This is a genomic window from Shewanella sp. FDAARGOS_354 (genome assembly GCF_002209245.2).
GTDB classification, from domain to species: Bacteria; Pseudomonadota; Gammaproteobacteria; order Enterobacterales; family Shewanellaceae; genus Shewanella; species Shewanella xiamenensis.
The window spans coordinates 4,996,746-5,021,593 of sequence record NZ_CP022089.2 but is presented as its reverse complement, the minus strand read 5'-3'; the positions used below and the strand labels follow the sequence as shown (position 1 = coordinate 5,021,593).

The window sequence follows — 24,848 nt, the reverse complement described above, 5'->3', positions numbered from 1 at the left end:
AAAACCTTAGCCTAAGTTGACTCGCGCATTGCGGAACATCCGCATCCATGGGCTGTCTTCACCCCAGTTATCTGGGTGCCACGAGTTAGCAACCGTTCTAAATACACGCTCAGGGTGTGGCATCATCAAGGTCACACGGCCATCAGTAGTACAGATACCGGTTAACCCGTTTGGCGAGCCGTTCGGGTTTTGTGGGTATTGAGTCGCGATCTCGCCTTTACCATTTACAAAACGCAGCGCAATGGTGCCAGAGGCTTCGGCTAACGCTAAGGCTTGAGCGCTGGCAAATTCTGCATGACCTTCACCGTGGGACACAGCGATTGGCATGCGTGAACCCGCCATACCTTGGAAGAACAATGACGGACTTTGTTGTACTTCAACCAAGCTGAAACGTGCTTCAAAACGCTCTGAACGGTTACGCACAAAACGTGGCCAATGCTCGCTACCAGGAATAATTTCCTTCAGATTTGACAGCATTTGACAGCCGTTACACACGCCGAGCGCAAAGCTTGAGTCACGTTCAAAGAAACGAGAAAACTCATCGCGAGCACGCTCGTTAAACAGAATCGACTTAGCCCAACCTTCACCGGCACCTAATACGTCACCGTAGGAGAAGCCACCACAAGCCACCAAACCTTGGAACTCTTCAAGGCTAATGCGACCTGACAGAATGTCAGACATATGCACGTCGCGGCTTTCAAACCCTGCGCGATCAAACGCAGCAGCCATTTCGACATGGGAGTTTACGCCCTGCTCACGCAGGATTGCCATTTTAGGTGCAGCACCTTTAAGGATATAAGGCGCAGCCACATCTTCACTTGGGTCAAAGCTTAACTTAACCGTTAAACCTAAGTCAGTTTCATCCTGCTTAAGCTTAAATTCTTCTAATGCACAGGCTGGGTTATCACGCAGCGCTTGCATACGGTAAGTGGTTTCTGACCACACAGTGCGCAGTGCAACACGGGTTTCACTGAACACTTCACGCTCACCCTCTTTAATGGTGATGCGTTGATCATCGGCTAGCGTTCCGATCACATGGCAAGGTACGCCAGCGATGGCAAACTGAGCGGCGATTTTGGCAGCGTTATCGCGGCTCACTTGCAGCACAGCGCCAAGCTCTTCATTAAAGAGTATTTCTAAATCAGTGCCCTGTAGATCTTCTATATCAATGTCTAAGCCAGTGTTACCCGCAAAGGCCATTTCCACCAAGGTCGTGAATAAACCACCATCGCTACGATCGTGGTAAGCAATCACTAACTTATTAGCCACCAGCTTTTGCATGGTTTCGAAGAAACCACGTAACAGTGCAGCATCGTCTAAGTCTGGTGCGACATCGCCTAACTCACCGTAAACCTGCGCTAAACAAGAACCGCCTAAGCGGTTTTGGCCCGCGCCCAAATCAACTAGCAATAAAGAGGTTTCACCTTTATCGCTGCGCAGCTCTGGCGTCACGGTGTTACGAATATCCTGCACCACACCAAAGGCCGTGATAACCAATGACATTGGTGATGTCACGGTTTTATTCACACCATCTTGCTGCCATGCGGTTTTCATCGACATGGAGTCTTTACCGACAGGAATGGTCAGGCTCAGTTCTGGACACAGCTCTTCACCGACAGCCTTAACCGCTTCATAAAGACCCGCATCTTCGCCAGGGTGACCTGCGGCCGACATCCAGTTAGCCGACAGTTTGATACGTTTGAACGAACCAATATCCGCACCCGCGATGTTCATAATCGATTCGGCCACCGCCATACGGGCAGAGGCGCCAAAATCGAGCAGTGCCAGCGGCGTACGTTCACCCAGTGACATGGCTTCACCGGCGTAGGTGTCAAAGCTTGCCGCCGTTACCGCGCAGTCAGCCACTGGCACCTGCCATGGGCCAACCATTTGGTCACGGTTCACTAGACCCGTTACCGTGCGGTCACCAATAGTGATCAGGAAGGTTTTGTCCGCCACTGTTGGCAAGCTAAGAATGCGTTTAACCGCATCTTTAATATCGATATTGCTTTGCTCAAGTGCAGGTGAAACCGCCTTTTTAGACACCACATTACGGCTCATCTTAGGCGCTTTACCTAATAACACCTCGAGTGGTAAATCGATGGGATTGTTATCGAAATGGCTGTCGGCTAGGGTTAAATGCTGCTCTTGCGTCGCCTCGCCCACTACCGCAAACGGTGCGCGCTCACGCTCACAAATTGCAGTAAATAAAGGCAAGTCTTCGGCAGCAACCGAAAGTACATAACGTTCCTGCGATTCGTTACACCAGATCTCCAGCGGGCTCATGCCCGGCTCGTCCGATGGCACATTGCGCAGATTGAAGATACCACCACGGCCGCCATCATTCACTAACTCAGGGAATGCGTTAGATAAACCACCCGCGCCCACATCGTGGATAAATTGGATTGGGTTTTTATCGCCTAACTGCCAGCAGCGGTCGATCACTTCCTGACAGCGGCGCTCCATTTCTGGGTTTTCACGCTGTACTGACGCAAAGTCTAAATCTTCGCTCGATTGACCTGACGCCATCGAAGAAGCCGCGCCGCCGCCTAGACCGATGTTCATCGCAGGGCCACCGAGTACGATCAGCTTAGCACCGACGGTGATTTCGCCTTTTTGTACATGCTCTTCGCGAATATTACCTAAACCACCCGCTAACATAATGGGCTTATGATAACCACGGACTTCTACGCCATTGTGGCTAGAGACTTCTTGCTCATAGGTACGGAAGTAACCTAACAGGGCTGGACGACCAAACTCGTTGTTAAACGCAGCGCCGCCTAATGGGCCTTCGGTCATAATGTCCAGAGCGCTAACGATGCGATCCGGCTTACCATAATTACCTTCCCAAGGTTGAACAAAACCTGGGATTTTTAAATTCGATACGCTAAAGCCAGTTAAACCCGCTTTAGGTTTAGAACCACGACCGGTTGCACCTTCATCGCGGATCTCACCACCAGAACCCGTTGCCGCACCAGGATATGGGCTAATTGCCGTAGGATGGTTGTGGGTCTCCACTTTCATCAGTACGTGCATTGGTTCAGTGTGATAGCTGTATACACCGTTTGGATCGGGGAAGAAACGTCCCGCAACCGAACCTTCCATCACAGCGGCGTTATCTTTATAGGCAGATAACACGTGGTCTGGTGTGGTTTCAAAGGTGTTTTTAATCATCTTGAACAGAGACTTAGGCTGCGCCTCGCCATCAATTGTCCAATCTGCGTTAAAAATCTTGTGACGGCAGTGCTCTGAGTTGGCCTGAGCAAACATCATCAGTTCAATATCGTTTGGATTGCGGTTCAAACGCACAAAGTTTTCGACTAAATAATCGATTTCATCTTCGGCGAGCGCCAGACCCATTTCGACGTTGGCCACTTCAAGGGCACGGCGACCTTCAGCCAATACGTTCACACTCTTGAAAGGTGCAGGTTCAGTGCGCTTAAACAGCACATCGGCCTTAGCAAAATCGTCCAGAACCACTTCAACCATACGGTCGTGCAATAACCCTTTGAGGGTTTGTTGCTGCTCGACAGTCAAAGTGTCTGACTCCACATAATAGGCAACACCACGCTCTAAGCGCTTCACTTTACCTAAACCACAATTGTGGGCGATATCAGTGGCTTTAGAAGACCATGGGGAAATTGTGCCGGGGCGGGGAGTAACAAACAGGAGTGAACCTTGGGGGGTATGGGCTTCGATAGCTGGTCCATAGGTGAGAATTTTTTCAAGTTGCTCACGCTCATTGGTCTCAAGCAACTCGCTCAAATCCGCTAAATGAACATACTCAGCATAGATTTGGCGTACCGGAAGCGCAGCGTTTACGCAGGCCTCCATTAGCTTTTGCACTCTAAACGTCGAGAGTGCTGGGGCTCCGCGGATGATCTCCATCACGTCAATTCACCTTATATTTATAATTGCAGGGGTCAGAGATGGCGCTATTATAGGGAAATGTCTGTCACAAATCACCTGTGACCTTACGCAAAACAGTGTTTCCTATAAGATAAAAAGCAAACCTTTTTTCTTGGTTCGCACCCCATTCGATACGATTTTTTTACGTAATCGGTGACAAACGGATATAATCACAGCAATGTCAGCTAGTTTATCTTAGTTACCTCACTGACCTTCTACTATTCATCTTTTTGATTTTATTTAATAAAGTGTACTTAATGGCTCGATTTCTGTTCTTGACTATCTTGGGTTTCTTACTGACTGCCTGTCAGCAAGTTACCGTGGAAGAAACAGAATACGTCCCCCATAAACTCACCGAATTAAGAGTCGGCACGCTCTATGGCCCACAAATTTATATGACCTCGGGCCAAGGCAACAGCGGTTTCGATTATGATATGGCCGTGCTCTTTGCCGAATACCTCGATGTCCCCTTAAAAATGGTGCCCTATACCAGTCGTGTAGAGCTCTATGAAGCACTGAAAAAAAACGAGATTGATATCATCGCCGCAGGGATGACAGAAACCCCAACACGGCGCGAGCAATTCCGTTTAGGCCCGCCACTTTATCGGGTTAATCAAGTATTGGTTTACCGTGAAGGTATGCCTACACCCAAAGATATTACTGATTTAAAGGGTAAAATTACTGTTATTGCCGACTCAGCATTTGTCGAAACCTTGACTCAATTGCAGAAACGCCATCCGACGCTGGTATGGGATCAAGTGACAGATAAAGACAGCGAAGAACTGCTGGCAATGATCGCCAATAAAGAAATTGACTACACCATAGCCGACTCCAGTAGCGTACAAATAAACCGTCGCTACTTACCCGATCTCCGCGCTGGATTAGTACTTGAAGAGAAGCTCGACGTAGTCTGGTTATTACCCGCCAATCATAGCGATGGTTTGATGAGTCAACTGCTAGCATTTTGGCACCAAGAAAAATTAGCTGGCACACTCGATCATCTAAACGAAAAATATTTTGGCCATGTTAAACGTTTCGATTATATCGACACCCGCGCTTTCCTACGCGCCATCGAAACTGTGTTACCACGCTACCGCCAGTTATTTGAAACCCACGCCGGTGACTTAGATTGGCGAAAATTAGCAGCGACCAGTTATCAAGAGTCCCATTGGAATCCCAATGCCCGCTCACCGACTGGCGTGCGCGGTATGATGATGTTGACACAACCGACCGCCAAAGAAATTGGCATCACCAACCGACTCGATGCGGAAGAAAGTATCCGCGGCGGCGCCGCCTATTTACGGGATATGATCAACCGTTTACCCGAGTCGATTCCCGAGAGTCAACGCATGTGGTTTGCACTGGCATCTTACAATATCGGTTATGCCCATGTGGAAGACGCCCGTAAACTTGCTGAATCTATGGAGTTAAATCCCAACGCGTGGCGAGATCTTAAAAAGGTGTTACCACTGCTGCAAAAGCGCAAATACTACCAAAAGACTCGCTACGGTTACGCCCGCGGTAGTGAAGCCGTGCATTATGTGGATAGCATTCGTCGCTACTACGACACCTTAGTCTGGGTCGATAATCAGTCTCAACAGCAAAATAGTGATGACGTCGAACCCAGCGATCTCGCTTCAGAAGATACACCCGCACCAGTATCTGGCACCTTAAGCCCTGATAAGCCAAAATAGCCCAACAAATATCTGCCAAATAGTTTGAATTACGCCACAGTGTTGAAACGCCAACAGAATAAGCCTTAGCTTTTAATCTTAGATTAAGTGAATACGCGCTAAAGTGAAGCCACTTTGAGGTAAAAATGCTGCTTTATAGAGCAGATGCATCCTGGGGGGATTGCCGCATGAGATCTCTACTGATACTGTCGTAATGACAAATAAAGACAAAAATGATTGCAGCGTTAACCATTGTCTCTCAACCAAAATGGTAACCCAAGCAAAGTAGCCTTAACTTAAACAATAACAAGATTGAAATGGGGTCTATATGAGAAGAAAAACCATCAATAACAATGCGTCTCGCCGTCGTACTTTACTTAAAATTCGTCATCGCCGAGTGCTGAATCGTCACAAACTGTTTTTTACCTTTCTGCAAGCGCAAGACTAAATCAAAACAATAACTCAATTTAGTCCTTAAGAAATCCTCTCCTGCTGTGCCTTTTGAGCCTGTTTCAAAGCCTTCTTTTCCTCCCGACGACGTTTAAAAAAGCGGCTCAATTGGTCAGCACAATCCTGCGCTAACACGCCAGATGTTACCTCAACTTGATGATTAAAAACGGGATGTTGCAAGAGATTAAGCACGGTGCCCGCGGCGCCCGTTTTTTCATCCCGAGCCCCAAATACCACTCTAGCAATACGGCTATGCACCATAGCGCCAGCACACATGGCACAAGGCTCGAGGGTCACATATAAGGTCGTATCAAGGAGTCGATAGTTTTCAACGGTTTGCCCAGCGGCACGCAAACAAAGGATCTCAGCATGGGCACAGGGATCATGCTGACTGATGGACAAGTTATACCCGGCCGCAATTTGCTGGCCATCCTTTACTAACACCGCCCCCACTGGCACCTCGCCTTCAGCCTCGGCCTTCTCAGCCATGGCCATCGCGATCCGCATCCAATGTTCATCTTGTTGATTTGTATCCACTCACGTACTCAATTTATCAAGCTTAAATAATGACAGATTATATCAGCAATATATTGATAATTCATGGCGATAGCTAATCGATGCACAAAACTATCGCCATACTATACTTGACCTAACATCCTGAACTGATACGAATATTCAAATGACTCGATACATTTGGCAGTTCTTCATTCTTATGATTAGTATGAGCTTTTCGTTCGCCATGCTATATGGCAAACCTCTCAAAGCTGAGATTAATTATTATGAGCTCAATCTTGAACTGCTACGCACTGTTATATGGTTATTTATGATGTTCTATATTGCCCATATCCGGCATTGCAACCAAATCTACTTTTGGTTATTGACTGGTTGTGGCTGTTTATTTTTTGGAAACAATATGAATATCTTGGATGAGGTAGCCTCATTTGAAGATCATTACTATCAAGAAGTTGAAGATTTACTTTTTAACCTAGGAATAATATGCGCTTGGTTCGGCTTATATAAATTGATCCAACAGCAGATAATTCGAACTAAAACACTTGATATTGCGGCGAATACAGACCCATTAACGGGACTATTAAATCGACGTAGTTTTAACCAAACATCGAATAAACCAACAAAGACTGAAGTCAATTCGTACTTAATGCTCGATATCGATTACTTTAAACAAATTAATGATAATTATGGTCATTCTGCTGGTGATGAAGTGCTTACTCAAGTCGCTGACTACATCAGGCAATGTTTACGAAAAGAAGACCGAGTTGCCCGTTGGGGTGGTGAAGAATTTCTAATTGAAATCAACAATTGTAATACCGACACAGCTAAGATCATCGCCGAAAAAATAAGAGCATTAATAGAAAAAACTTATTTTACGGTTGAAAAACATGTATTACAGCTCACCGTCAGTATTGGCATTGCACATGTCAGCGCTAACAATCAAAACCGAGATGAAGTCATCAATCTTGCGGATAAAGCATTATACCAAGCCAAACATCTGGGACGAAACCGCATAGTCAGCGCTGACGAGCTGGAATAATAAAAAAGGCGCACTGGGCGCCTTTCGTTAATTCATCATGTCATCAAGACAAGCAATTATTCCCATTCGATAGTCGCTGGTGGCTTACCTGAAATATCGTAAACCACGCGAGAAATACCGTCGATTTCGTTGATGATGCGGTTTGATACGCGGCCAAGGAAATCATATGGCAAATGTGCCCAATGCGCGGTCATAAAGTCGATGGTTTCAACGGCGCGCAGTGACACCACCCAATCGTATTTACGGCCATCGCCCATCACACCCACAGAGCGAACCGGTAAGAACACAGTAAATGCTTGGCTGACTTTGTTATAAAGATCAGCTTTGTGCAGTTCTTCGATGAAAATCGCATCAGCGCGGCGCAGCAAATCACAGTATTCTTTCTTCACTTCGCCAAGTACTCGTACGCCTAAGCCTGGGCCAGGGAACGGGTGGCGGTAAAGCATGTTGTATGGCAGACCTAACTCGAGACCAATCTTACGCACTTCGTCTTTAAAGAGTTCGCGCAGTGGCTCAACCAGACCTAACTCCATATCGTCTGGCAGACCGCCAACGTTATGGTGCGACTTAATCACATGGGCTTTACCAGTTGCACTACCTGCAGATTCAATCACGTCTGGATAGATAGTGCCTTGGGCTAACCATTTAGCGTTAAAGCATTTCTTGGCTTCTTCGTCGAAAATTTCAACGAATACACGGCCGATAATTTTACGTTTCGCTTCTGGATCGGCTTCGCCTTTCAGCGCGTCAAGGAAGCGGTTTTCCGCATCCACATGGACAATATTGAGACCGAAGTGGTCACCAAACATTTCCATCACTTGCTTCGCTTCGTTTAAACGCAGTAAGCCGTTATCGACAAATACGCAGGTCAGCTTCTTACCAATTGCGCGGTGCAGCAGCATGGCCACGACAGATGAATCCACACCACCAGACAGGCCTAAAATCACTTCATCGTCGCCAACTTGCTTTTTCAAGCGCTCGATGGCGTCTTCGATGATTGAAGAAGGTTTCCAGTTGGCCGCACAACCACAGATATCTAAGGCAAAGTGCGACAGCATACGCATACCTTGACGAGTATGAGTTACTTCAGGGTGGAACTGCACGCCGTAGAAACGTTTTTCCTCACAAGACATGGCCGCAAATGGGCAAGTATCGGTTTTAGCTACGGCCACAAAGCCTTCTGGGATCGCCGACACTTTATCGCCATGGCTCATCCACACATCCAGCAGGGACTTACCCTCGCTGCTAACGGCATCTTCAATACCTTTAAACAGGGCAGATTCGGCAAGCATTTCAATTTGGGCATAACCAAATTCACCTTCACCCACGCCTTGGATCACTTTACCACCAAGCTGTTCAGACATGGTTTGCATGCCATAGCAAATACCAAGAACTGGTACGCCAGCATTGAACACATATTCAGGTGCGCGGGGAGAGTTATCCGCAGTCACGCTTTCTGGGCCGCCTGCGAGGATAATGCCGTTCGGGGCAAACTCACGAATTTGGGCTTCTGTCACATCCCATGCCCATAACTCACAGTAAACACCAATTTCACGGATACGACGGGCAATCAGTTGGGTGTACTGAGATCCAAAATCGAGGATCAGTATCTTATGCTCATGAATATCGCTCATGGATAACCTTTATTTCATCTATTGTTTTAACTTAGCTCAAGACGAGAGGTGCAATCTTGAGGGCATACGGATCTTAATACTGGGGCGGCTAACTGCCGCCCCGGTATTACAAACGCTTAAGAACCTGAACGATAGTTCGGCGCTTCTTTGGTGATAGTCACATCGTGCACATGGGACTCGCCCATGCCAGCAGAGGTTACTTTCACAAACTGGGCTTTTTCATTCAGCTCTTGGATAGTGGCACAGCCTGTTAAACCCATGCATGAACGTAAACCACCCATATGCTGATGGATGATTTCCTTAAGTTTACCTTTATAAGGTACACGGCCCTCGATACCTTCAGGCACTAGCTTATCGGCAGCATTGTCTGATTGGAAATAACGATCGGAAGAACCTTGAGACATGGCGCCTAAAGAACCCATACCGCGGTATGACTTATAGGCGCGACCTTGATAAAGCTCGGTTTCGCCCGGCGCTTCATCAGTACCTGCAAACATTGAGCCCGCCATAATGCATGACGCACCCGCCGCTAACGCTTTGGCTAAGTCGCCAGAGAAACGCACACCGCCGTCGGCGATAACAGGGATACCTAATCCTTTTACGGCTTCGGCCGCATCAGAAACCGCAGTAATTTGTGGCACGCCCACACCCGTCACGATACGTGTGGTACAGATAGAGCCAGGGCCAATACCCACTTTAACCGCGTTAACACCAGCTTCAACTAGGGCCAATGCGCCTTCCGCTGTCGCCACGTTACCACCAATAATTTGTAAATCTGGGTATTTAGCGCGGGTTTCACGGATACGTTGGAGTACGCCTTCAGAGTGGCCGTGAGAAGAGTCAATAAGAAGCACGTCAACGCCGGCTTTCACCAGCGCATCGACACGCTCTTCGTTACCCGCACCCGCACCAACGGCTGCGCCCACACGTAAACGACCTAACTCATCTTTACAGGCGTTAGGTTTACGCTCGGCTTTCTCGAAGTCTTTAACTGTGATTAAGCCTTTCAGCTTGAAGTTATCATCAACAACTAACACTTTTTCGATACGGTTTGAGTGCATTAATTTTTGCACTTCATCTAACTTAGTGCCTTCGGCAACCGTGACTAAACGCGCTTTAGGCGTCATCACTTCTTCTACGGTTTTGCTCCAGTCAGTCACGAAACGTACGTCACGGCCAGTGATAATACCCACCAATTCATTGGCTTCGTTGACCACAGGGTAACCCGCAAAACCATTCTTGGCGGTCAGTACTTTTAAATCAGCCAGCGTGGTTGAAGGCGTTACCGTCACAGGTTGTTGAACTACACCTGCTTCGTAAATTTTTACTTTACGAACTTCTTCGGCCTGCTTTTCTATGCTCATGTTTTTATGAATAAAACCTAAGCCACCTTCCTGTGCCATGGCGATCGCAAGACGCGCTTCGGTCACAGTGTCCATAGCGGCAGACACAAGCGGAATATTCAGTTCAATGGTATTGGTCAGGCGAGTTTTAAGAATGGCGGTATTTGGGAGTACAGTAGAATGCGCAGGAACAAGTAACACATCGTCAAAAGTTAGCGCTTCTTTAATTAAACGTAGCATAGGCAACATCTCCCCAGTTGAGTAGGATTTTAGAGGTGAAATATTGCGGCGGGATTATACCTTGCATCTAGGGGGCGGTAAATGGAAAATAGTGAAAAAATCCCATTTGCGCGAGAAAACACATGCAAGTCCCTAAAAATAATATTTATACCGTCTCACGCCTCAATGGTGAAGTCAGACAAATTCTTGAGGGGCAACTGGGTAAGATCTGGCTAAATGGGGAAATTTCCAACTTTTCAGCCCCCAGTTCAGGCCATTGGTATTTAACCCTTAAAGATCATTATTCACAAATTCGCTGCGCCATGTTTAAGGGGCGCAACCAAAGCGTGAGCTTTAAACCCGTGAATGGCCAGCAGGTGATCGTAAAAGGTGCGATTAGCGTTTACGAGCCGCGGGGCGACTATCAATTATTGATAGAATCAATGCTCCCCGCTGGGGATGGTTTACTCGCGCAGCAATTTGAAGCGCTCAAAATGAAGCTCGCCGCGCAGGGATTATTTGCCGCCGACACTAAACGTCAGTTACCGAAAAATATTCAACGCATCGGGGTCATCACCTCCCCCACGGGCGCGGCGATCCGTGATGTCTTGCATGTCCTTGCACGTCGTGACCCATCGATTGAAGTCATAATTTACCCGACACAAGTACAGGGTGAAAACGCGGATATGAATATCTGCCAAGCGATCAATATCGCCAATCAACGGCTTGAGGTGGATGTATTACTACTTACCCGCGGCGGTGGCTCGTTAGAAGATTTATGGTGTTTTAACAGCGAAGCGCTCGCCCATACCATTTATAACAGCGCACTGCCCATAGTGAGTGCCGTGGGCCATGAAGTCGATACCACAATAAGCGACTATGTCGCCGATGTGCGTGCCCCAACGCCCTCAGCAGGCGCAGAGCTGCTCTCACAGGACAGTGATAATAAAAGCCAACGTTTAGCCACAGTACTTGCCCGCCTTAAACAAAGCGCAAGCCACTATCAACTCAAGCAAGAGAGACGCTTAAGTTTGCTCGAGCACAGACTGCAACGCTTAGACCCTAAACGCACCTTACAGCAATTTGAGCAGCGTTTCGATGAAATGCAATTACGGCTCGAAGCCGTATTGTCTAACAAATTGCACGGCTTAAGTCGCCGTCAGCAGCAACTGGCAAGCCGCCTCGAGCAACAATCACCAAAACATAAACTCGCACTTGAGGCCAATCGTTTGAGCTATTTAGCAACGCGTTTGCGGGACGCAATGCAAGATACACTCAATCAAAGCGAGCTGCGAATTAAATATGCCGCCCATCAACTGGAAACTGTCAGTCCATTAGCCACCTTAAGTCGCGGCTATAGCATCACAACAGATGCAAATCATCAAGTAATAGAGAATGCAGCCCTGCTAAACGTTGGTGATAGTATGCATACCCGCCTATTGCGCGGACAAGTCGTTTCTACCGTCACCGAGGTTATTCAAGGGGAATAATGCACAACTTGACTGATACCCAGTCAAACACCCCAATAATTCCACTCAATTGAACAAACAAAAAAGGAACCCTAGGGTTCCTTTTCTATTGATTCACTTAAATAAATGACTCGGTTTTTCGTTTGAGTCTTATTTTGCCTTGCGGTCTTTAATATGACTCAAGGCGCGTTTACGGCGACGCTCTTGGCTCATGGTCAGCTTTTCCACTTTGTTTTCAAACGGGTTATCACCCTCTTGGAAACGCAGTTGGATTGGCGTACCGACCACTTTTAATGAACGGCGGAAGTAGTTCATCATGTAGCGCTTGTAAGAATCCGGTAGCTTGCTGACTTGGTTACCGTGAATAACCACGATTGGCGGGTTATAACCACCGGCGTGGGCGTATTTCAGTTTCACACGGCGACCGTTCACCAATGGTGGCTGATGGTCATCCTGCGACATTTGCATAATGCGGGTCAGCATTGAGGTGCTCACGCGGCGAGTCGCACTGTCGTAAGCTTCTTCAATCGACTCAAACAGATGGCCAACACCCGTGCCATGCAGCGCCGAAATAAAGTGAATACGGGCAAAGTCGATAAAGCCTAAACGACGGTCGAGTTCACTCTTAACACGGTCTTTAATGCCTTGGTCGATGCCATCCCACTTGTTAACGGCAATCACTAACGCGCGGCCTGCGTTTAGGGCAAACCCTAATAGGCCAAGATCTTGCTCGGCAACGCCTTCACGGGCGTCGATGATAAGTAACACCACGTTAGCATCTTCAACCGCTTTGAGGGTTTTAATCACCGAGAACTTTTCAATCACTTCATGGACTTTACTGCGGCGACGTACACCAGCAGTATCGATAATCACGTATTCGCGACCATCGCGTTCCATCGGAATGTAAATACTGTCACGAGTGGTGCCTGGTTCGTCATAAACCACCACACGCTCTTCACCTAAGATACGGTTGGTTAGAGTCGATTTACCCACGTTAGGTTTACCGATGATGGCGAGTTTGATCGGTAAGTCCTGTAAACGCTTTTGCTCAGCCTCAGCTTCTTCTTCAGTGTACTGACGCTCGTCAACTTCTTCCTCTTCGCCTTGGCGCTCAATGCCCATGGCTTCAGCATAAGGAGTTAAGGCGTACTCAATCATATTGGTTACACCGCGGCCTTGGGCGGCCGCCATTTGATAGACTTCACCTAAACCCAAAGACCAAAATTCGGCGCAGGCTGAGTCAGCATCAATACCGTCAATCTTGTTAGCCACCACAAAGGTGGTTTTTTGGCGGCTACGTAAATGCTGAGCGATAGACAAATCCGCAGCGGTTAACCCAGCACGCGCGTCGGTCATAAATAAGACAACATCGGCTTCTTCGATAGCGGCAAGGGACTGCTCGGCCATCTTAGTTTCGATCCCCTCTTCAGTGCCGTCGATACCGCCAGTATCCACCACAATAAACTCATAGCCGGATAAGAATGCTCGACCATATTTACGGTCACGTGTTAGGCCAGGAAAGTCAGCAACCAGTGCATCACGCGTACGCGTAAGGCGGTTAAATAAGGTGGATTTACCGACGTTCGGCCGACCAACAAGGGCCACTACAGGGATCATGATTTCGCCTCTAAAAAACTTTTCAATAAAAAGCCCCCGGAACACACTTCCAGGGGCTCTACAAGGATAACACTTTTAACTAAGGAAGTGTTACAACAGCTAACTTTCCGCTGCGACCTTGCACGTAGATTTTATCATCCACCACTAATGGCTGGCTGAATAATCCAGAGCTGTCCACTTGGATACGACCGACAATACTGCCTGTGCTGCGGTCGATAAAGTGCAGATAACCTTCAAAATCACCCACGACCAAATAGTCTTTATATACCTCTGGTGAAGTGAGTGTGCGATTGACCAGCTCAGAGTTGCTCCACAACTCTAAACCGTTACGTCTATCCACTGAATAGATACGACTATGGTCATCAACCAAGAACAAACTTAAACCCGCCGTAGCTAACTCATTGAAGCTTGAGTACTTACGAGTCCAAATAATCCGTCCGGTGCGCAGTTCCATCGACACCAAGTTACCGTTGTAGCTCACCGCATATAAGTTATCGCCGAGGATCAACGGTGTCATATCCACATCGGCCATACGGGTAAACTCATTGCCACCTGTAGGATTATAGATGGCTTGCTCCCACGCAGCTTGACCGTTGTTTTTGACGACAACAGCCACTTTGCCATCGGCGGTACCAATAAAGAAACCACCCGCTTCATAAGCTGCTGAACCCGTTCCCCGGAGCGTCAGGTTAGGCAACTGCATGTTATAAACCCACAGTTTTGCGCCAGTATCAACGTTATAGGCTTCAAATGAACCTGAACTGGTGCTCACCACCACAACGTCGTCAGCCACGGTTGGCTTAGATAACAATTCGCCACCCGCAATCACATGCCATAATACTTGGCCGTCTTCTGCATTCAGCGCAGCCAAAAGGCCACTCTCACCGCCGATAAAGAGCTTATTGCGTGCCGCTGTTACACCAGCGGCCAAACGTGCGCCTTTGTTTTTGGCTAAGGCGTTATCACGGAACTCTTCACTAAAATCTTTTTTCCAAACCTGTTCACCCGTTGCTTCATCAAAAGCAACGACTTCACCATAACGGTCGGCCGCAAAAATTTTACCGTAACGAACTGCAGGGGTAAGGCGAGAGTAATAATCACCAACACCATCACCTACAGAGGCGCTCCAACTTACTTCAGGAAATACTGTCGCCTGAATCGCAGTTAACTCACTTACCGGTTCTTCTTCCACATCACTAGAAGAACAGGCGGATAACATGGCTAGGCTTAACCCAGCGGCTAGCAGGTTCTTGCACCAAGACTTCATCAAGGGATCCCTTATGCTTGATTTAAGTTATCAAGTTTGATTTTAAGTGCAGGGCTGGTCACAACACCGCCGTTATCCATTGCTGCCTGATAAGCAGTTTTCGCTTTATCGGCTTGGCCTTGACGAACAAAGAAGTCACCTTTCAGTTCTTCACGTTGTGCTAAAAAAGCCTTATCAGTCACTTGATCTAGCGTGGTTAACGCAGTGTCAACTTGACCTTGTTCAGCCTGAATACGCGCTAAACGCAATGTTGCAATAGTGTCTAATCCGGCACCTGGCTTAGCAGCAATCACTTTCTTCAGAGCTTCTTCGGCCTTAGGAAAATCTTTTGCTTCCACCGCTGTTTTCGCAACGATCAGGTCTAGCAGTGATTGATAGCCCTTTTGGTCGTAATTTTTCGAAAACTCAGCCACGCCAGCAATCATAGCCGCTTCATCGCTTGATTTGGTGGTTAAGGTTTGGAACGCCTGTGATGCTTCTTCGGCCTTCACGATTTTCATGTCGGAATAAGAGTTCCAACCGTACAGGCCGCCTAAACCAACGACCGCCCCGATAACAATCGAGGTTCCATAGTCTTTCCAGAACTGTTTGATAGCATCAACTTGTTGTTCTTCTGTGCTATAAATTTCCACGCGCACGTCCCCTTATTTGCTAAGTTCAGCTAAAAATGCGTTTAATGCATTTCGAGCGACCCGTTGTTGTTCGTTGTCATTGCGTAAGTATTTTACGGTAACCACACCTTCGGCGAGTTCTTCTTCGCCAATCAGTAAGGCTACTTGAGCGCCGCTTTTATCGGCACGCTTCATTTGTTTCTTCAGATTGCCACCACCACAGTGACTCATGACTCGCAGAGTGGGCAATGCTGAGCGTAACTCCTGCGCCACTTTAATGGCTTCAACCAAACAGCTATCCCCCATCGCCGCGACATACACATCAACAGCCGCTGGGATATCTTGGGTCAGCTCTAAGGTTTCAAGCAGTAAAACGATGCGCTCTAATCCCATCGCAAAACCGACGGCTGGCGTATCTTTACCGCCCAATTGAGCAACTAAACCATCGTAGCGACCGCCCGCAAGTACTGTGCCTTGAGAGCCTAAGCTATTGGTAACCCATTCAAAAACCGTGCGATTGTAGTAATCCAGACCACGGACTAAGCGCGGGTTAACTCGGTATTGGATGCCAACCGCGTCGAGGAGTTCACGCAATTGTGCAAAATGTTGTGAGGATTCTTCGCCTAAGTAATCCATCAGCGCAGGCGCATCACCTAAAATGCTTTGCACTTGGGGATCTTTTGAGTCCAATACGCGCAGCGGATTGCTGTACATACGGCGCTGGCTATCTTCGTCTAGTTTGTCCTTATGTTGCTCTAAAAAGGCTATCAAGGCTTCACGGTAGGCGGCGCGCTCGGCAGGATCGCCTAAAGTGTTCAGCTCAAGCGTCACATGCTCGCTAATGCCGAGTTTTTCCCATAGACGGGCAGATAACATCAACACTTCGGCGTCGATATCAGCGCTACCAATACCGTAGACTTCAACACCAAATTGATGGAATTGGCGGTAACGACCTTTTTGTGGACGTTCATGACGAAACATGGGGCCCATGTACCACAAACGTTGTTCTTGGTTATAGAGCAGGCCATGCTCATTGCCGGCACGTACAGTCGAAGCGGTACCTTCGGGGCGTAACGTTAGGCTATCACCATTACGGTCTTCGAAGGTATACATTTCTTTTTCAACAATATCAGTCACTTCACCGATAGAGCGTTTAAAAAGATCGGTATTTTCCACTATTGGAGTGCGGATCTCACTGTAACCATAAGCAGCAACGCTTGAACGTAGTACCGCTTCCACTTTTTGCCATAGAGGACTTTGAGTTGGCAGAATGTCATTCATTCCGCGAATCGCTTGGATCTGTTTTGCCACTGTATCGACTCGTCCGATTTCGCTAAATTAATAAAAAATGTCAGGCATTATAGGCTGTTCAACACTAAACGTAAAATGACCCCGTCAGTTTCGAGGTCTAGCTCAAGCCTTGAATGTTTTTATAACGCTTAACCTATGAGGTTATTCGGCTGCGGTTGTTACTCAGTAGTGTCTTTCACTTGGATGCGGTTAGCCATTTGGCTCGCCTTGGCGCGAATTTTAGCTTCGAGGGAATCGACTAGGTTATCATTGTCGAAACGCTCTTTTTGACGCTCACCTTCATCGTAGTAACCACTCTTACGATGACCACCCGTTAAGCCAATGTGCGACACTAAGGCTTCACCTGGGCCATTGACCACACAGCCGATGATCGACACATCCATCGCGGTCGTCACATCTTCAAGGCGGCGTTCTAACTCATTTACTGTGCTGATCACATCGAACTCTTGACGTGAGCAAGAAGGACACGCAATAAAGTTAATGCCACGGCTACGGATACGCAGTGACTTTAGAATATCAAAGCCGACTTTGATTTCTTCCACCGGATCGGCCGCCAAGGAAATACGCAGCGTATCACCAATGCCTTCGGCAAGCAGCATGCCTAAGCCGACGGCTGATTTCACCGCACCGGCACGGGCACCACCCGCTTCGGTAATACCTAAATGCAATGGCTGACGAATTTGCTTAGCCAATAAACGATAGGATTCTACCGCTAAGAACACATCGGAGGCTTTTACGCTGACCTTAAATTGGTCGAAGTTCAAACGGTCGAGAATGTCCACATGGCGCATGGCCGATTCGAGCAGGGCTTCTGGCGTAGGTTCTTTGTATTTGTCCATCAGATCTTTCTCTAATGAACCACCATTAACCCCGATACGAATTGGAATGTTTTTATCGCGGGCGCACTCCACCACACTGCGGATACGCTCTTCGTTACCGATATTGCCTGGGTTGATACGCAAACAGTCCACCCCATATTCCGCCACTTTTAAGGCGATACGGTAATCGAAGTGGATATCGGCAACCAAGGGCACTGACACCGATTGCTTAATCACTTTAAAAGCCTCGGCCGCGTCCATGGTCGGCACAGAGACACGCACAATGTCGGCACCCACTTTTTCTAAGGCGCGAATTTGGGCAATGGTCGCCTCAACATCAGTCGTTTTAGTGTTGGTCATTGACTGCACTGCAATCGGTGCACCATCACCAATGGGTACATTGCCCACATAAATGCGGGTTGAAGGACGTCTCTTAATGGGTGTTTCGTTATACATACTCAATACGCTCTTTTCGGTACTCTGCGTTAAGCGTGAGACTTAAGCCTGTGGGATAGTCAAACGCGCAACACGACCCTTAGGAAATTCAGCAAGACTGATGGCTTTACCATCAACCGTAAAACTAGACACAACAGTCGGCGCGCCTAAGATCACTTTAAACGGAGGCACACCACTGGCTTGAATAGTTGCGCCAGCACCTCGGACCCCATCAACAATCGCTTTGCCCTTGGCATCGACGATGTTGATCCAGCAATCACCCGTGAGTTGAATATTGATATTGGATTGTCCAGCAACCACAGGCATGGTTTGTTCACTCGAAGCCGCTGGCGTGGCACTGTTCACCGGCGCGCTGGCTGTTGGTACATTTTGAGCCGCTGCGTTTGTTGCAGAAGAATTTTGTGTAGAAAGCGTGTTTTGCGCAGTCACCCCTGCCGTTTGCACCGCACCTGATGCACTTGGGGGAGTATTAGGCTCACTCGCATTGACTGTCGAATTGGCAGACACCTGCCCAGCTTCCATTGCTGCCATATCACTGATATTCGGGTCAATAGTACTAGCATCAGTATCTTTTACTGGACCATCGGTCGCCATTGAACCGTTGACCGCGATCTCACTCAAACGTGCACTCGCATCCGTTTCGGTGAGCAAAACATCACCCGGCAAGGTTTGATTCGCCGCGGCTAACTCTTCAGCGGTTGGTTTTGAAATATCGACATGAGTCACTAGCGTCGTTCGTTGCATCCACCAAAGCACAAACAGACCGAGCAACACGATGACAATAAAAAAGCTCAGCCACTTTAATTTAGTGTCACGAGCTTGATAAGTGGTCTTACGAGAAAAACTTTGCATCGCAGGCTGTGTTACATAGGGCACCTGCCTTGCGAGACAGGCTTCGATGAGCGTGTTGTCGACCCCAAGCATACGCGCATAATTTTTAACGTATCCGCGTACGTAGGTTGATGAGGCAATATTAGAAAAATCATCGGCTTCGAGATTTTCAACAATACCAGGCCGCAAATGCAGCTTCACAGCTGTCTCTGCAATGCTCAAGCCCATCTGCTCACGAGCTGTTTTGAGTACGCTTCCGAGCGTTACATTAGGCGTCGACTCAGCTTCTTCTGTTGTCACTGGTTCTACTGACGCGTTCATTTCGTTATCTTTCATTGATGCAAATTAACTCTATATTGCTTGGCTTGAGGCGATGCTGGGAATTTGGCAAGCAATAAAATGCCAAATCGCTTCATGGCAGCATCATCATTCAACGCCTGCTCAATTTTTATTCCGAGCGTTAAACTCTCTGGAGTCTGGGCCGCAACTTGGTGGTAACGCGCTAACTGGTTACGCGCATCAACATAATCACCTTTATCTATCCCAAGCTCAACCAGCTCCAGTAAAGACACCGAGCGTCTCGGGTCATACTTTAACGCCATCTGAAAATACTGTCGTGCCTTTTCTGCTCGTCCCGCGTCTCTGCTGCAAAGACCTAAGTTTTCATAACTGGATGCGGTACGCGTATATTTGGGCATTTCTATTGCAGCCAAAAACATTTTTTCAGCTTTTTCGTATTGCTTTTGTTGGCACAAAAACACCCCAAAGTTATTCATGGAATCGCCAGAGGCGTCCTTAGTATTGATAGCGTCCTGATACGCCTGTTCGGTACGTACTAAATCGCCTACGGTTTGATAGTAATAAGCCATTGCCACATGCACATCTTCGAGCTCTGGCGCATATTCGATTGCTTTATCAAGATTATACTTGGCTTGTTCCGAGTTACCTCGATTAAGGTAGGTTAAACCGAGCTGCATACGCTCCCGCGCAGCGGCAACTTTATCCAGTTTTCGCTCCGACACCGGAATATCAGTCCCTGAATAGGTACGCTCAGTTACGCATCCTGTCACTAATAATGACAGGGCTATTGCTAATGAAAACCCTGACAATCCATGCTTCATGGGCAAGCCTATAAATCTGTGCAAACAAAGAGTTAATTCATTGTGACCGAAATCTGATTTTCTTGCATGCGTTTTTTTGCTAAACGCTTGGTTCGATCGCGAATATCCCCAGCCAGCTGTCCACAGGCGGCATCAATATCGTCACCACGGGTCTTACGCACAATCACGGTTAAGCCATATTCCATTAACACTTTCGAAAAACGGTCGATGCGCGAGTTTGACGAACGACCATAGGGTGAACCTGGGTATGGGTTAAACGGAATAAGGTTTACCTTACAGGGGGTATCCTTCATTAATTGTGCTAATTCATGGGCTTGTTCGGTACTGTCGTTGATGTGATCGAGCATCACATATTCCACAGTGACACGACCACGGTTAGCGTTAGATTTGGCTATGTAACGGCGTATCCCCGCAAGGAACTCCTGCAGTGGATACTTTTTATTCACCGGAACCAGAATATCGCGCAGGTCATCGTTTGGCGCATGAATACTGACGGCCAATGCGACATCGAGGGCATCACCTAATTTGTCTAATGCTGGAACAACGCCTGAGGTCGATAGCGTTACGCGACGTTTTGACAGACTAAAGCCAAAATCGTCTAGCATGATGTCCATTGCAGGGATCACGTTAGCAAGGTTAAGTAGAGGCTCCCCCATCCCCATCATCACCACGTTGGTAATAGGGCGCTCGCCAGTATCTTTCGCGAATCCTAAGAAATGCGAAACACGCCAAATTTGGCCAACGATTTCTGAGACAGTTAGGTTGCGGTTAAAGCCTTGCTGCGCCGTAGAGCAGAAAGTACATTCGAGGGCACAGCCCACTTGGGACGACACACACAAGGTAGCGCGATCATCTTCAGGAATATAAACTGTTTCGACCTCTTGGCCTTCACCGACATGGATGGCGAACTTAATGGTGCCATCGGCGGATTTTTGATAGCTGGAAATCTCGGGCGCCACAATCTCACAGCGCGCCGCCAGTTTTTGGCGTAACACTTTGTTGATGTTAGTCATCTCTTCGAAGTCACTGACACCGAAATGATAGATCCACTTCATCAGCTGATCGGCACGGAAAGGCTTCTCACCCAGATCGGCAAATAATGCCCGCATCGCTTTACGATCAAGGTCTAATAAATTGATCTTTTTTTCACTCATAGGACTAACCTCAACACCAAAACCTGCAACAGGGCGGCGAATTATACAGACGCAGAAAAATTTTAGCCAGCAACTCCATTCTCCTATGCTAGAATCGCCGAGGGTCAATGTTGGCCTAAATTATGGAGTTGTAATACCACCAATATGTTAACCCTCATCATTATAGTGCTTGTCGCTGTTGCAGTTTCTTTTCTGTGCAGTGTATTCGAAGCCGTGTTGCTCTCGGTTACCCCTAGTTATATCGCTACGCTCGAACAAACTGACAGTGCTGCGGCGACAAGGTTGCGTAAACTGAAAGAGAACATCGAAGCGCCATTGGTGTCTATTTTGACCCTCAATACTGTTGCCCATACCGTAGGTGCCGCCGTTGCTGGTGCGCAAGCCGCTAAGGTCTTTGGGGATGATATGCTCGGCGTTTTCTCCGGAGTGTTAACCTTTATTATTCTGTTCTTCTCAGAGATTATTCCTAAATCTGTCGGAGCCAACCACTGGCGCCGTTTAGCCCCAAGCGTATCGATTGCCATTACGTGGATGAAGCGTGCTACCCAGCCATTAATTTGGATGTCGCAGCAAGTGACTCGCCTGCTAGGTAAAGGTGAAGAAGGCCAATATATTCGCCAAGAAATGAGCGCGATGGCCAAAATCGGTCAAGAATCCGGTGAGTTAGACGAACAAGAATCCAAGATTTTGACCCAAATGCTTAAGGTGCGTGATGTGCCCGTTACCGCGATTATGACGCCGCGCACCGTGATGTTCTCTTTGCCTATTTCACTGACGCAAAATGAGTTTGTGCAAGAATATCGTGACAAGCCTTTTACCCGTATTCCGGTATACGATCAGGACCACGATGATATTATTGGCTATATCACCCGCACCGATGTGTTGCTGGCTGAGCGTTATACTCCTGACGCGCCAATTGGCGAACTCAAGCGTAGCCTGTTTGTCGTACCCGAAACGGCCAAAATCCTGCCGTTATTTGAGCGGATGATTAAGCGCAACACCCAAATTGCCATGGTGGTTGACGAATACGGCAGTAGCCAAGGTATTGTGACCCAAGAAGATATTATCGAGTCGCTACTGGGATTAGAGATTGTCGATGTGAATGACCCCGCGACCGACATGCAGCAATTGGCGCGTAAACTCTGGACCAAACGCATGAAGCAAAAAGGCATTCGCCTCTCCGATGATGGCGACTTCGAAGCCGCAGCCGACGATGATGAAGCACGCTCGGGTTAATCTTGATTTAGTCATTGTTAAAGTAAAGGGAGCTTAGCTCCCTTTCTTGTTTTTGATGAGAAGGTTATAATCTCCCGCCGTAAAAGAGGTAAGTTATGACACAGAGATACACTCTCTCACTCGCGCACATCAACGATACCCATTCGAATTTTGAGCCTAGCCGCGTACATTTTCCCCTTAATCTTGGGCTTAAGTCCTTAGATATTACCAGCCACAGTGGTGGTTACGCTCGTTTGGGATATCAAATTAGCCAAGCGCGCGAGCAAGCCACCCGAAGCAATACCCCGTTTTTATTTTTGCATGGGGGCGACAGTTTCCAAGGCACACTGTATTTCAGCCATTTTAAGGGTAAAGCCAACGCCCATCTGCTGAATTTACTTGCCCCAGATGCAATGGTAATTGGCAACCACGATATTGACGAAGGTAATGCGCGGCTCGCCGAATTTGCCAAGCAAATCGATTTCCCGCTGCTGGCGGGGAATATGGACTTGAGCCAAGAGGATATCCGCAAGCCGGGTAACCTGCGTACTGTGGCGAATATTCTAGCCTATGATGAAAAAACACAGCTTGCCAGCTACCTCGAAAAGCCCTTCTATGACAAAAAGCTCGCCGTCATCGGCATTACTCTGGATCAGATGAAGGACATTGCCAGACCCGATCCCGATACCCACTTTGTCGATGCGATTGCGACCACGGCGCGAACCGTCTCGCATCTGCATGCCAAAGGCATTAAGCACATTATTGTGCTGAGTCATTTAGGTTTAGATCAGGATAAACGGCTCGCAGAACAAGTCGATGGTATCAGCCTTATCGTAGGCGGCCATACCCATACCCTCCAGGGCGATTTTACGGCTCTCGGGCTCAGTCACTTGCCTTACGGTGAAAGGGTTAACGGCACTCCAATAGTACATGCAGGCAAATACGCCGAAACCCTAGGCTTAGCAGAGATTGAATTTGATATCGAAGGCCGCGTTACCAAGCTGAGCGGTGGCAACTACTTTATGCTCGATAAGCAGTTTATGTTGAGTTCGAGTGAGCAAGTGGATGACACCGACTATCAAGCCGTGCGCCAACGCTTTGATGAACATCCCTATATATTGTGGGATCAAGCCGATGAAGATATTCATGGCGTGATCCACGATATCTATCGCCCTGCGATTGCCGAGATGGAAAACAAAGTCTTAGCTCTAGTGCCTAAGAATCTGGTACACACCAGACTACCTTCTAAGGCGCTGCCCCATGGCAGTGAAATCGCGCCTTGGGTAAGTCGCAGTATGTTCCAAGAGGCTAAACTTGAAGACCCTCGCATCCACTTTGCCCTGCATAATGCGGGTGGTGTCAGGCAATCGGTCGCCCAAGGCAGACTGACCCTCGCCGATGTGTTGGGCCAATTGCTGCCCTTCGAACTGCCATTAGTCAAATACGAAATCCATGGCCAATTTCTGTATCAGGCGCTGGAGTCGGCGATTAACGCCGCTACCAATAACAGTGTACGCGGCACAGGCGCTGGCAGCTTCCCCTATACCTATGGATTGCGTTATTACTACGATGGCAGACGCCCCTTAGGGGAACGTTTATTCAAGCTAGAAATGATGCAGCAGGATGGATTATCACTCTGGTATCCAGTGGAGCCCGATGCGCTCTATGTGGGGGTATCGACCTCTTATACCGCTGCGGGGAAAGAAGGTTATCACCCACTGTTACAGGCACGCTGGCAAGAGCCGATTGAGACGCTCACCCTACCCCAGGCTTTTATTCGCTTCCTCAATCGGGCACCCAACCCCAATTTAGCGGACTTGCTCTCCCCCCATGTGCATTACACCAGCCATGTAAAACGTTCAGTGTAAGCGCCCGGTGTCAGGGATGTGTATCAGCGCTGCCACAAAGCCCTGCCCTCTTAATTCATCACAGTACTTAGGGCGTGTTGACGTTTCAGGGTTATTTTTGCAGCAGTTTGGCTGGCGTTTATGCAAGGTAAAGTCCGTACAGTGTAGTTATTCTACATAAACGGACGATAACGCAGCAGAAACGCCAGCCAAACGCTGCCCGAAGGGTTCGTCTAGCAATCTCGTTCTCTTTGTCACTCGTCATTTGAGTAGAATAACTACACATCATTCCTCGTTTCGCGAGCACGAGCTTGCCAGAACGAACAAAATTTAATCTCGAAACGTCAACAC

The 24,848-nt window shown here is 48.0% G+C and carries 17 protein-coding genes; 5 read left to right on the top strand and 12 right to left on the bottom strand.

Annotated features, from left to right (window positions below; translation table 11 throughout):
* Window positions 1–6: 6 nt before the first annotated feature.
* Window positions 7–3,888 carry a phosphoribosylformylglycinamidine synthase gene (gene purL, locus CEQ32_RS22610; RefSeq protein WP_088586921.1) on the bottom strand — a complete coding sequence of 1,294 codons (3,882 nt, stop codon included), beginning with the start codon at window positions 3,886–3,888 and terminating at the stop codon, window positions 7–9.
* 278 nt (window positions 3,889–4,166) lie between these two features.
* Between purL and mltF the strand changes: the two genes are divergently transcribed.
* A complete protein-coding gene (gene mltF / locus CEQ32_RS22605) occupies window positions 4,167–5,603 on the top strand; it encodes a membrane-bound lytic murein transglycosylase MltF (protein ID WP_037420663.1) in 1,437 nt (478 codons plus the stop codon).
* A gap of 453 nt (window positions 5,604–6,056) precedes the next feature.
* Here mltF and tadA read toward each other — a convergent pair whose 3' ends face one another.
* Window positions 6,057–6,539: a tRNA adenosine(34) deaminase TadA gene (tadA, locus tag CEQ32_RS22600; protein WP_264291161.1), complete on the bottom strand. Its 483-nt coding sequence runs from the start codon at window positions 6,537–6,539 to the stop codon at window positions 6,057–6,059.
* A 205-nt stretch (window positions 6,540–6,744) separates the two neighbouring features.
* Between tadA and CEQ32_RS22595 the strand changes: the two genes are divergently transcribed.
* Complete coding sequence (locus CEQ32_RS22595) at window positions 6,745–7,584, top strand: GGDEF domain-containing protein (protein WP_192959138.1); 840 nt, start codon at window positions 6,745–6,747, stop codon at window positions 7,582–7,584.
* A 56-nt stretch (window positions 7,585–7,640) separates the two neighbouring features.
* On the opposite strand, the gene guaA is transcribed toward CEQ32_RS22595, so the two are convergent.
* Together guaA and guaB are read right to left on the bottom strand one after the other, a co-directional pair.
* Window positions 7,641–9,218, bottom strand: coding sequence for a glutamine-hydrolyzing GMP synthase (guaA, locus tag CEQ32_RS22590; protein WP_088586918.1), 1,578 nt, complete (start codon window positions 9,216–9,218; stop codon window positions 7,641–7,643).
* A 116-nt stretch (window positions 9,219–9,334) separates the two neighbouring features.
* Entirely contained in the window at window positions 9,335–10,801 is a 1,467-nt protein-coding gene (guaB, locus tag CEQ32_RS22585; protein ID WP_037420671.1) for an IMP dehydrogenase, read from the bottom strand.
* 122 nt (window positions 10,802–10,923) lie between these two features.
* Here guaB and xseA point away from each other — a divergent pair, with 122 nt between their 5' ends.
* The gene (gene xseA / locus CEQ32_RS22580) at window positions 10,924–12,270 is read left to right on the top strand and encodes an exodeoxyribonuclease VII large subunit (RefSeq protein WP_088586917.1); all 1,347 of its coding nucleotides are present in this window, start codon (window positions 10,924–10,926) and stop codon (window positions 12,268–12,270) included.
* Window positions 12,271–12,399: 129 nt separating this feature from the next.
* On the opposite strand, the gene der is transcribed toward xseA, so the two are convergent.
* The 8 genes from der to CEQ32_RS22540 all read right to left on the bottom strand — a co-directional run bounded on the left by der (window position 12,400) and on the right by CEQ32_RS22540 (window position 21,435).
* Window positions 12,400–13,866 (bottom strand): ribosome biogenesis GTPase Der, encoded by a 1,467-nt coding sequence (der, locus tag CEQ32_RS22575; RefSeq protein ID WP_037420678.1) that lies wholly within the window; start codon window positions 13,864–13,866, stop codon window positions 12,400–12,402.
* A gap of 79 nt (window positions 13,867–13,945) precedes the next feature.
* Window positions 13,946–15,133 carry an outer membrane protein assembly factor BamB gene (bamB, locus tag CEQ32_RS22570; protein ID WP_037424915.1) on the bottom strand — a complete coding sequence of 396 codons (1,188 nt, stop codon included), beginning with the start codon at window positions 15,131–15,133 and terminating at the stop codon, window positions 13,946–13,948.
* An 11-nt stretch (window positions 15,134–15,144) separates the two neighbouring features.
* Window positions 15,145–15,765, bottom strand: a complete 621-nt coding sequence (locus CEQ32_RS22565; RefSeq protein WP_055648333.1) for a tetratricopeptide repeat protein — start codon at window positions 15,763–15,765, stop codon at window positions 15,145–15,147.
* Between the two features lie 12 nt (window positions 15,766–15,777).
* Entirely contained in the window at window positions 15,778–17,055 is a 1,278-nt protein-coding gene (gene hisS / locus CEQ32_RS22560) for a histidine--tRNA ligase (RefSeq protein WP_055648334.1), read from the bottom strand.
* A gap of 158 nt (window positions 17,056–17,213) precedes the next feature.
* A complete protein-coding gene (gene ispG, locus CEQ32_RS22555; protein WP_037420691.1) occupies window positions 17,214–18,329 on the bottom strand; it encodes a flavodoxin-dependent (E)-4-hydroxy-3-methylbut-2-enyl-diphosphate synthase in 1,116 nt (371 codons plus the stop codon).
* A gap of 42 nt (window positions 18,330–18,371) precedes the next feature.
* Window positions 18,372–19,496 (bottom strand): RodZ domain-containing protein, encoded by a 1,125-nt coding sequence (locus tag CEQ32_RS22550; protein ID WP_055648335.1) that lies wholly within the window; start codon window positions 19,494–19,496, stop codon window positions 18,372–18,374.
* Window positions 19,493–20,281: a type IV pilus biogenesis/stability protein PilW gene (gene pilW, locus CEQ32_RS22545; protein ID WP_037420698.1), complete on the bottom strand. Its 789-nt coding sequence runs from the start codon at window positions 20,279–20,281 to the stop codon at window positions 19,493–19,495. The genes CEQ32_RS22550 and pilW overlap by 4 nt, the downstream gene beginning before the upstream one ends.
* Before the next feature lie 32 nt (window positions 20,282–20,313).
* Window positions 20,314–21,435 carry a bifunctional tRNA (adenosine(37)-C2)-methyltransferase TrmG/ribosomal RNA large subunit methyltransferase RlmN gene (locus CEQ32_RS22540; protein ID WP_088586916.1) on the bottom strand — a complete coding sequence of 374 codons (1,122 nt, stop codon included), beginning with the start codon at window positions 21,433–21,435 and terminating at the stop codon, window positions 20,314–20,316.
* Window positions 21,436–21,579: 144 nt separating this feature from the next.
* Between CEQ32_RS22540 and CEQ32_RS22535 the strand changes: the two genes are divergently transcribed.
* A complete protein-coding gene (locus tag CEQ32_RS22535; protein WP_037424927.1) occupies window positions 21,580–22,671 on the top strand; it encodes a CNNM domain-containing protein in 1,092 nt (363 codons plus the stop codon).
* Between the two features lie 95 nt (window positions 22,672–22,766).
* Window positions 22,767–24,518, top strand: a complete 1,752-nt coding sequence (locus CEQ32_RS22530) for a bifunctional metallophosphatase/5'-nucleotidase (protein WP_088586915.1) — start codon at window positions 22,767–22,769, stop codon at window positions 24,516–24,518.
* Window positions 24,519–24,848 lie beyond the last annotated feature (330 nt).

What these genes read in the sequence shown, in the direction of transcription:
- purL (WP_088586921.1), bottom strand. Translation starts at nt 3,888, where the DNA reads ATGGAGATCATCCGCGGAGCCCCAGCACTCTCGACGTTTAGAGTGCAA.
- mltF (WP_037420663.1), top strand. Translation starts at nt 4,167, where the DNA reads ATGGCTCGATTTCTGTTCTTGACTATCTTGGGTTTCTTACTGACTGCC.
- tadA (WP_264291161.1), bottom strand. Translation starts at nt 6,539, where the DNA reads ATGCGGATCGCGATGGCCATGGCTGAGAAGGCCGAGGCTGAAGGCGAG.
- CEQ32_RS22595 (WP_192959138.1), top strand. Translation starts at nt 6,745, where the DNA reads ATGATTAGTATGAGCTTTTCGTTCGCCATGCTATATGGCAAACCTCTC.
- guaA (WP_088586918.1), bottom strand. Translation starts at nt 9,218, where the DNA reads ATGAGCGATATTCATGAGCATAAGATACTGATCCTCGATTTTGGATCT.
- guaB (WP_037420671.1), bottom strand. Translation starts at nt 10,801, where the DNA reads ATGCTACGTTTAATTAAAGAAGCGCTAACTTTTGACGATGTGTTACTT.
- xseA (WP_088586917.1), top strand. Translation starts at nt 10,924, where the DNA reads ATGCAAGTCCCTAAAAATAATATTTATACCGTCTCACGCCTCAATGGT.
- der (WP_037420678.1), bottom strand. Translation starts at nt 13,866, where the DNA reads ATGATCCCTGTAGTGGCCCTTGTTGGTCGGCCGAACGTCGGTAAATCC.
- bamB (WP_037424915.1), bottom strand. Translation starts at nt 15,133, where the DNA reads ATGAAGTCTTGGTGCAAGAACCTGCTAGCCGCTGGGTTAAGCCTAGCC.
- ispG (WP_037420691.1), bottom strand. Translation starts at nt 18,329, where the DNA reads ATGTATAACGAAACACCCATTAAGAGACGTCCTTCAACCCGCATTTAT.
- CEQ32_RS22550 (WP_055648335.1), bottom strand. Translation starts at nt 19,496, where the DNA reads ATGAAAGATAACGAAATGAACGCGTCAGTAGAACCAGTGACAACAGAA.
- pilW (WP_037420698.1), bottom strand. Translation starts at nt 20,281, where the DNA reads ATGAAGCATGGATTGTCAGGGTTTTCATTAGCAATAGCCCTGTCATTA.
- CEQ32_RS22540 (WP_088586916.1), bottom strand. Translation starts at nt 21,435, where the DNA reads ATGAGTGAAAAAAAGATCAATTTATTAGACCTTGATCGTAAAGCGATG.
- CEQ32_RS22535 (WP_037424927.1), top strand. Translation starts at nt 21,580, where the DNA reads ATGTTAACCCTCATCATTATAGTGCTTGTCGCTGTTGCAGTTTCTTTT.
- CEQ32_RS22530 (WP_088586915.1), top strand. Translation starts at nt 22,767, where the DNA reads ATGACACAGAGATACACTCTCTCACTCGCGCACATCAACGATACCCAT.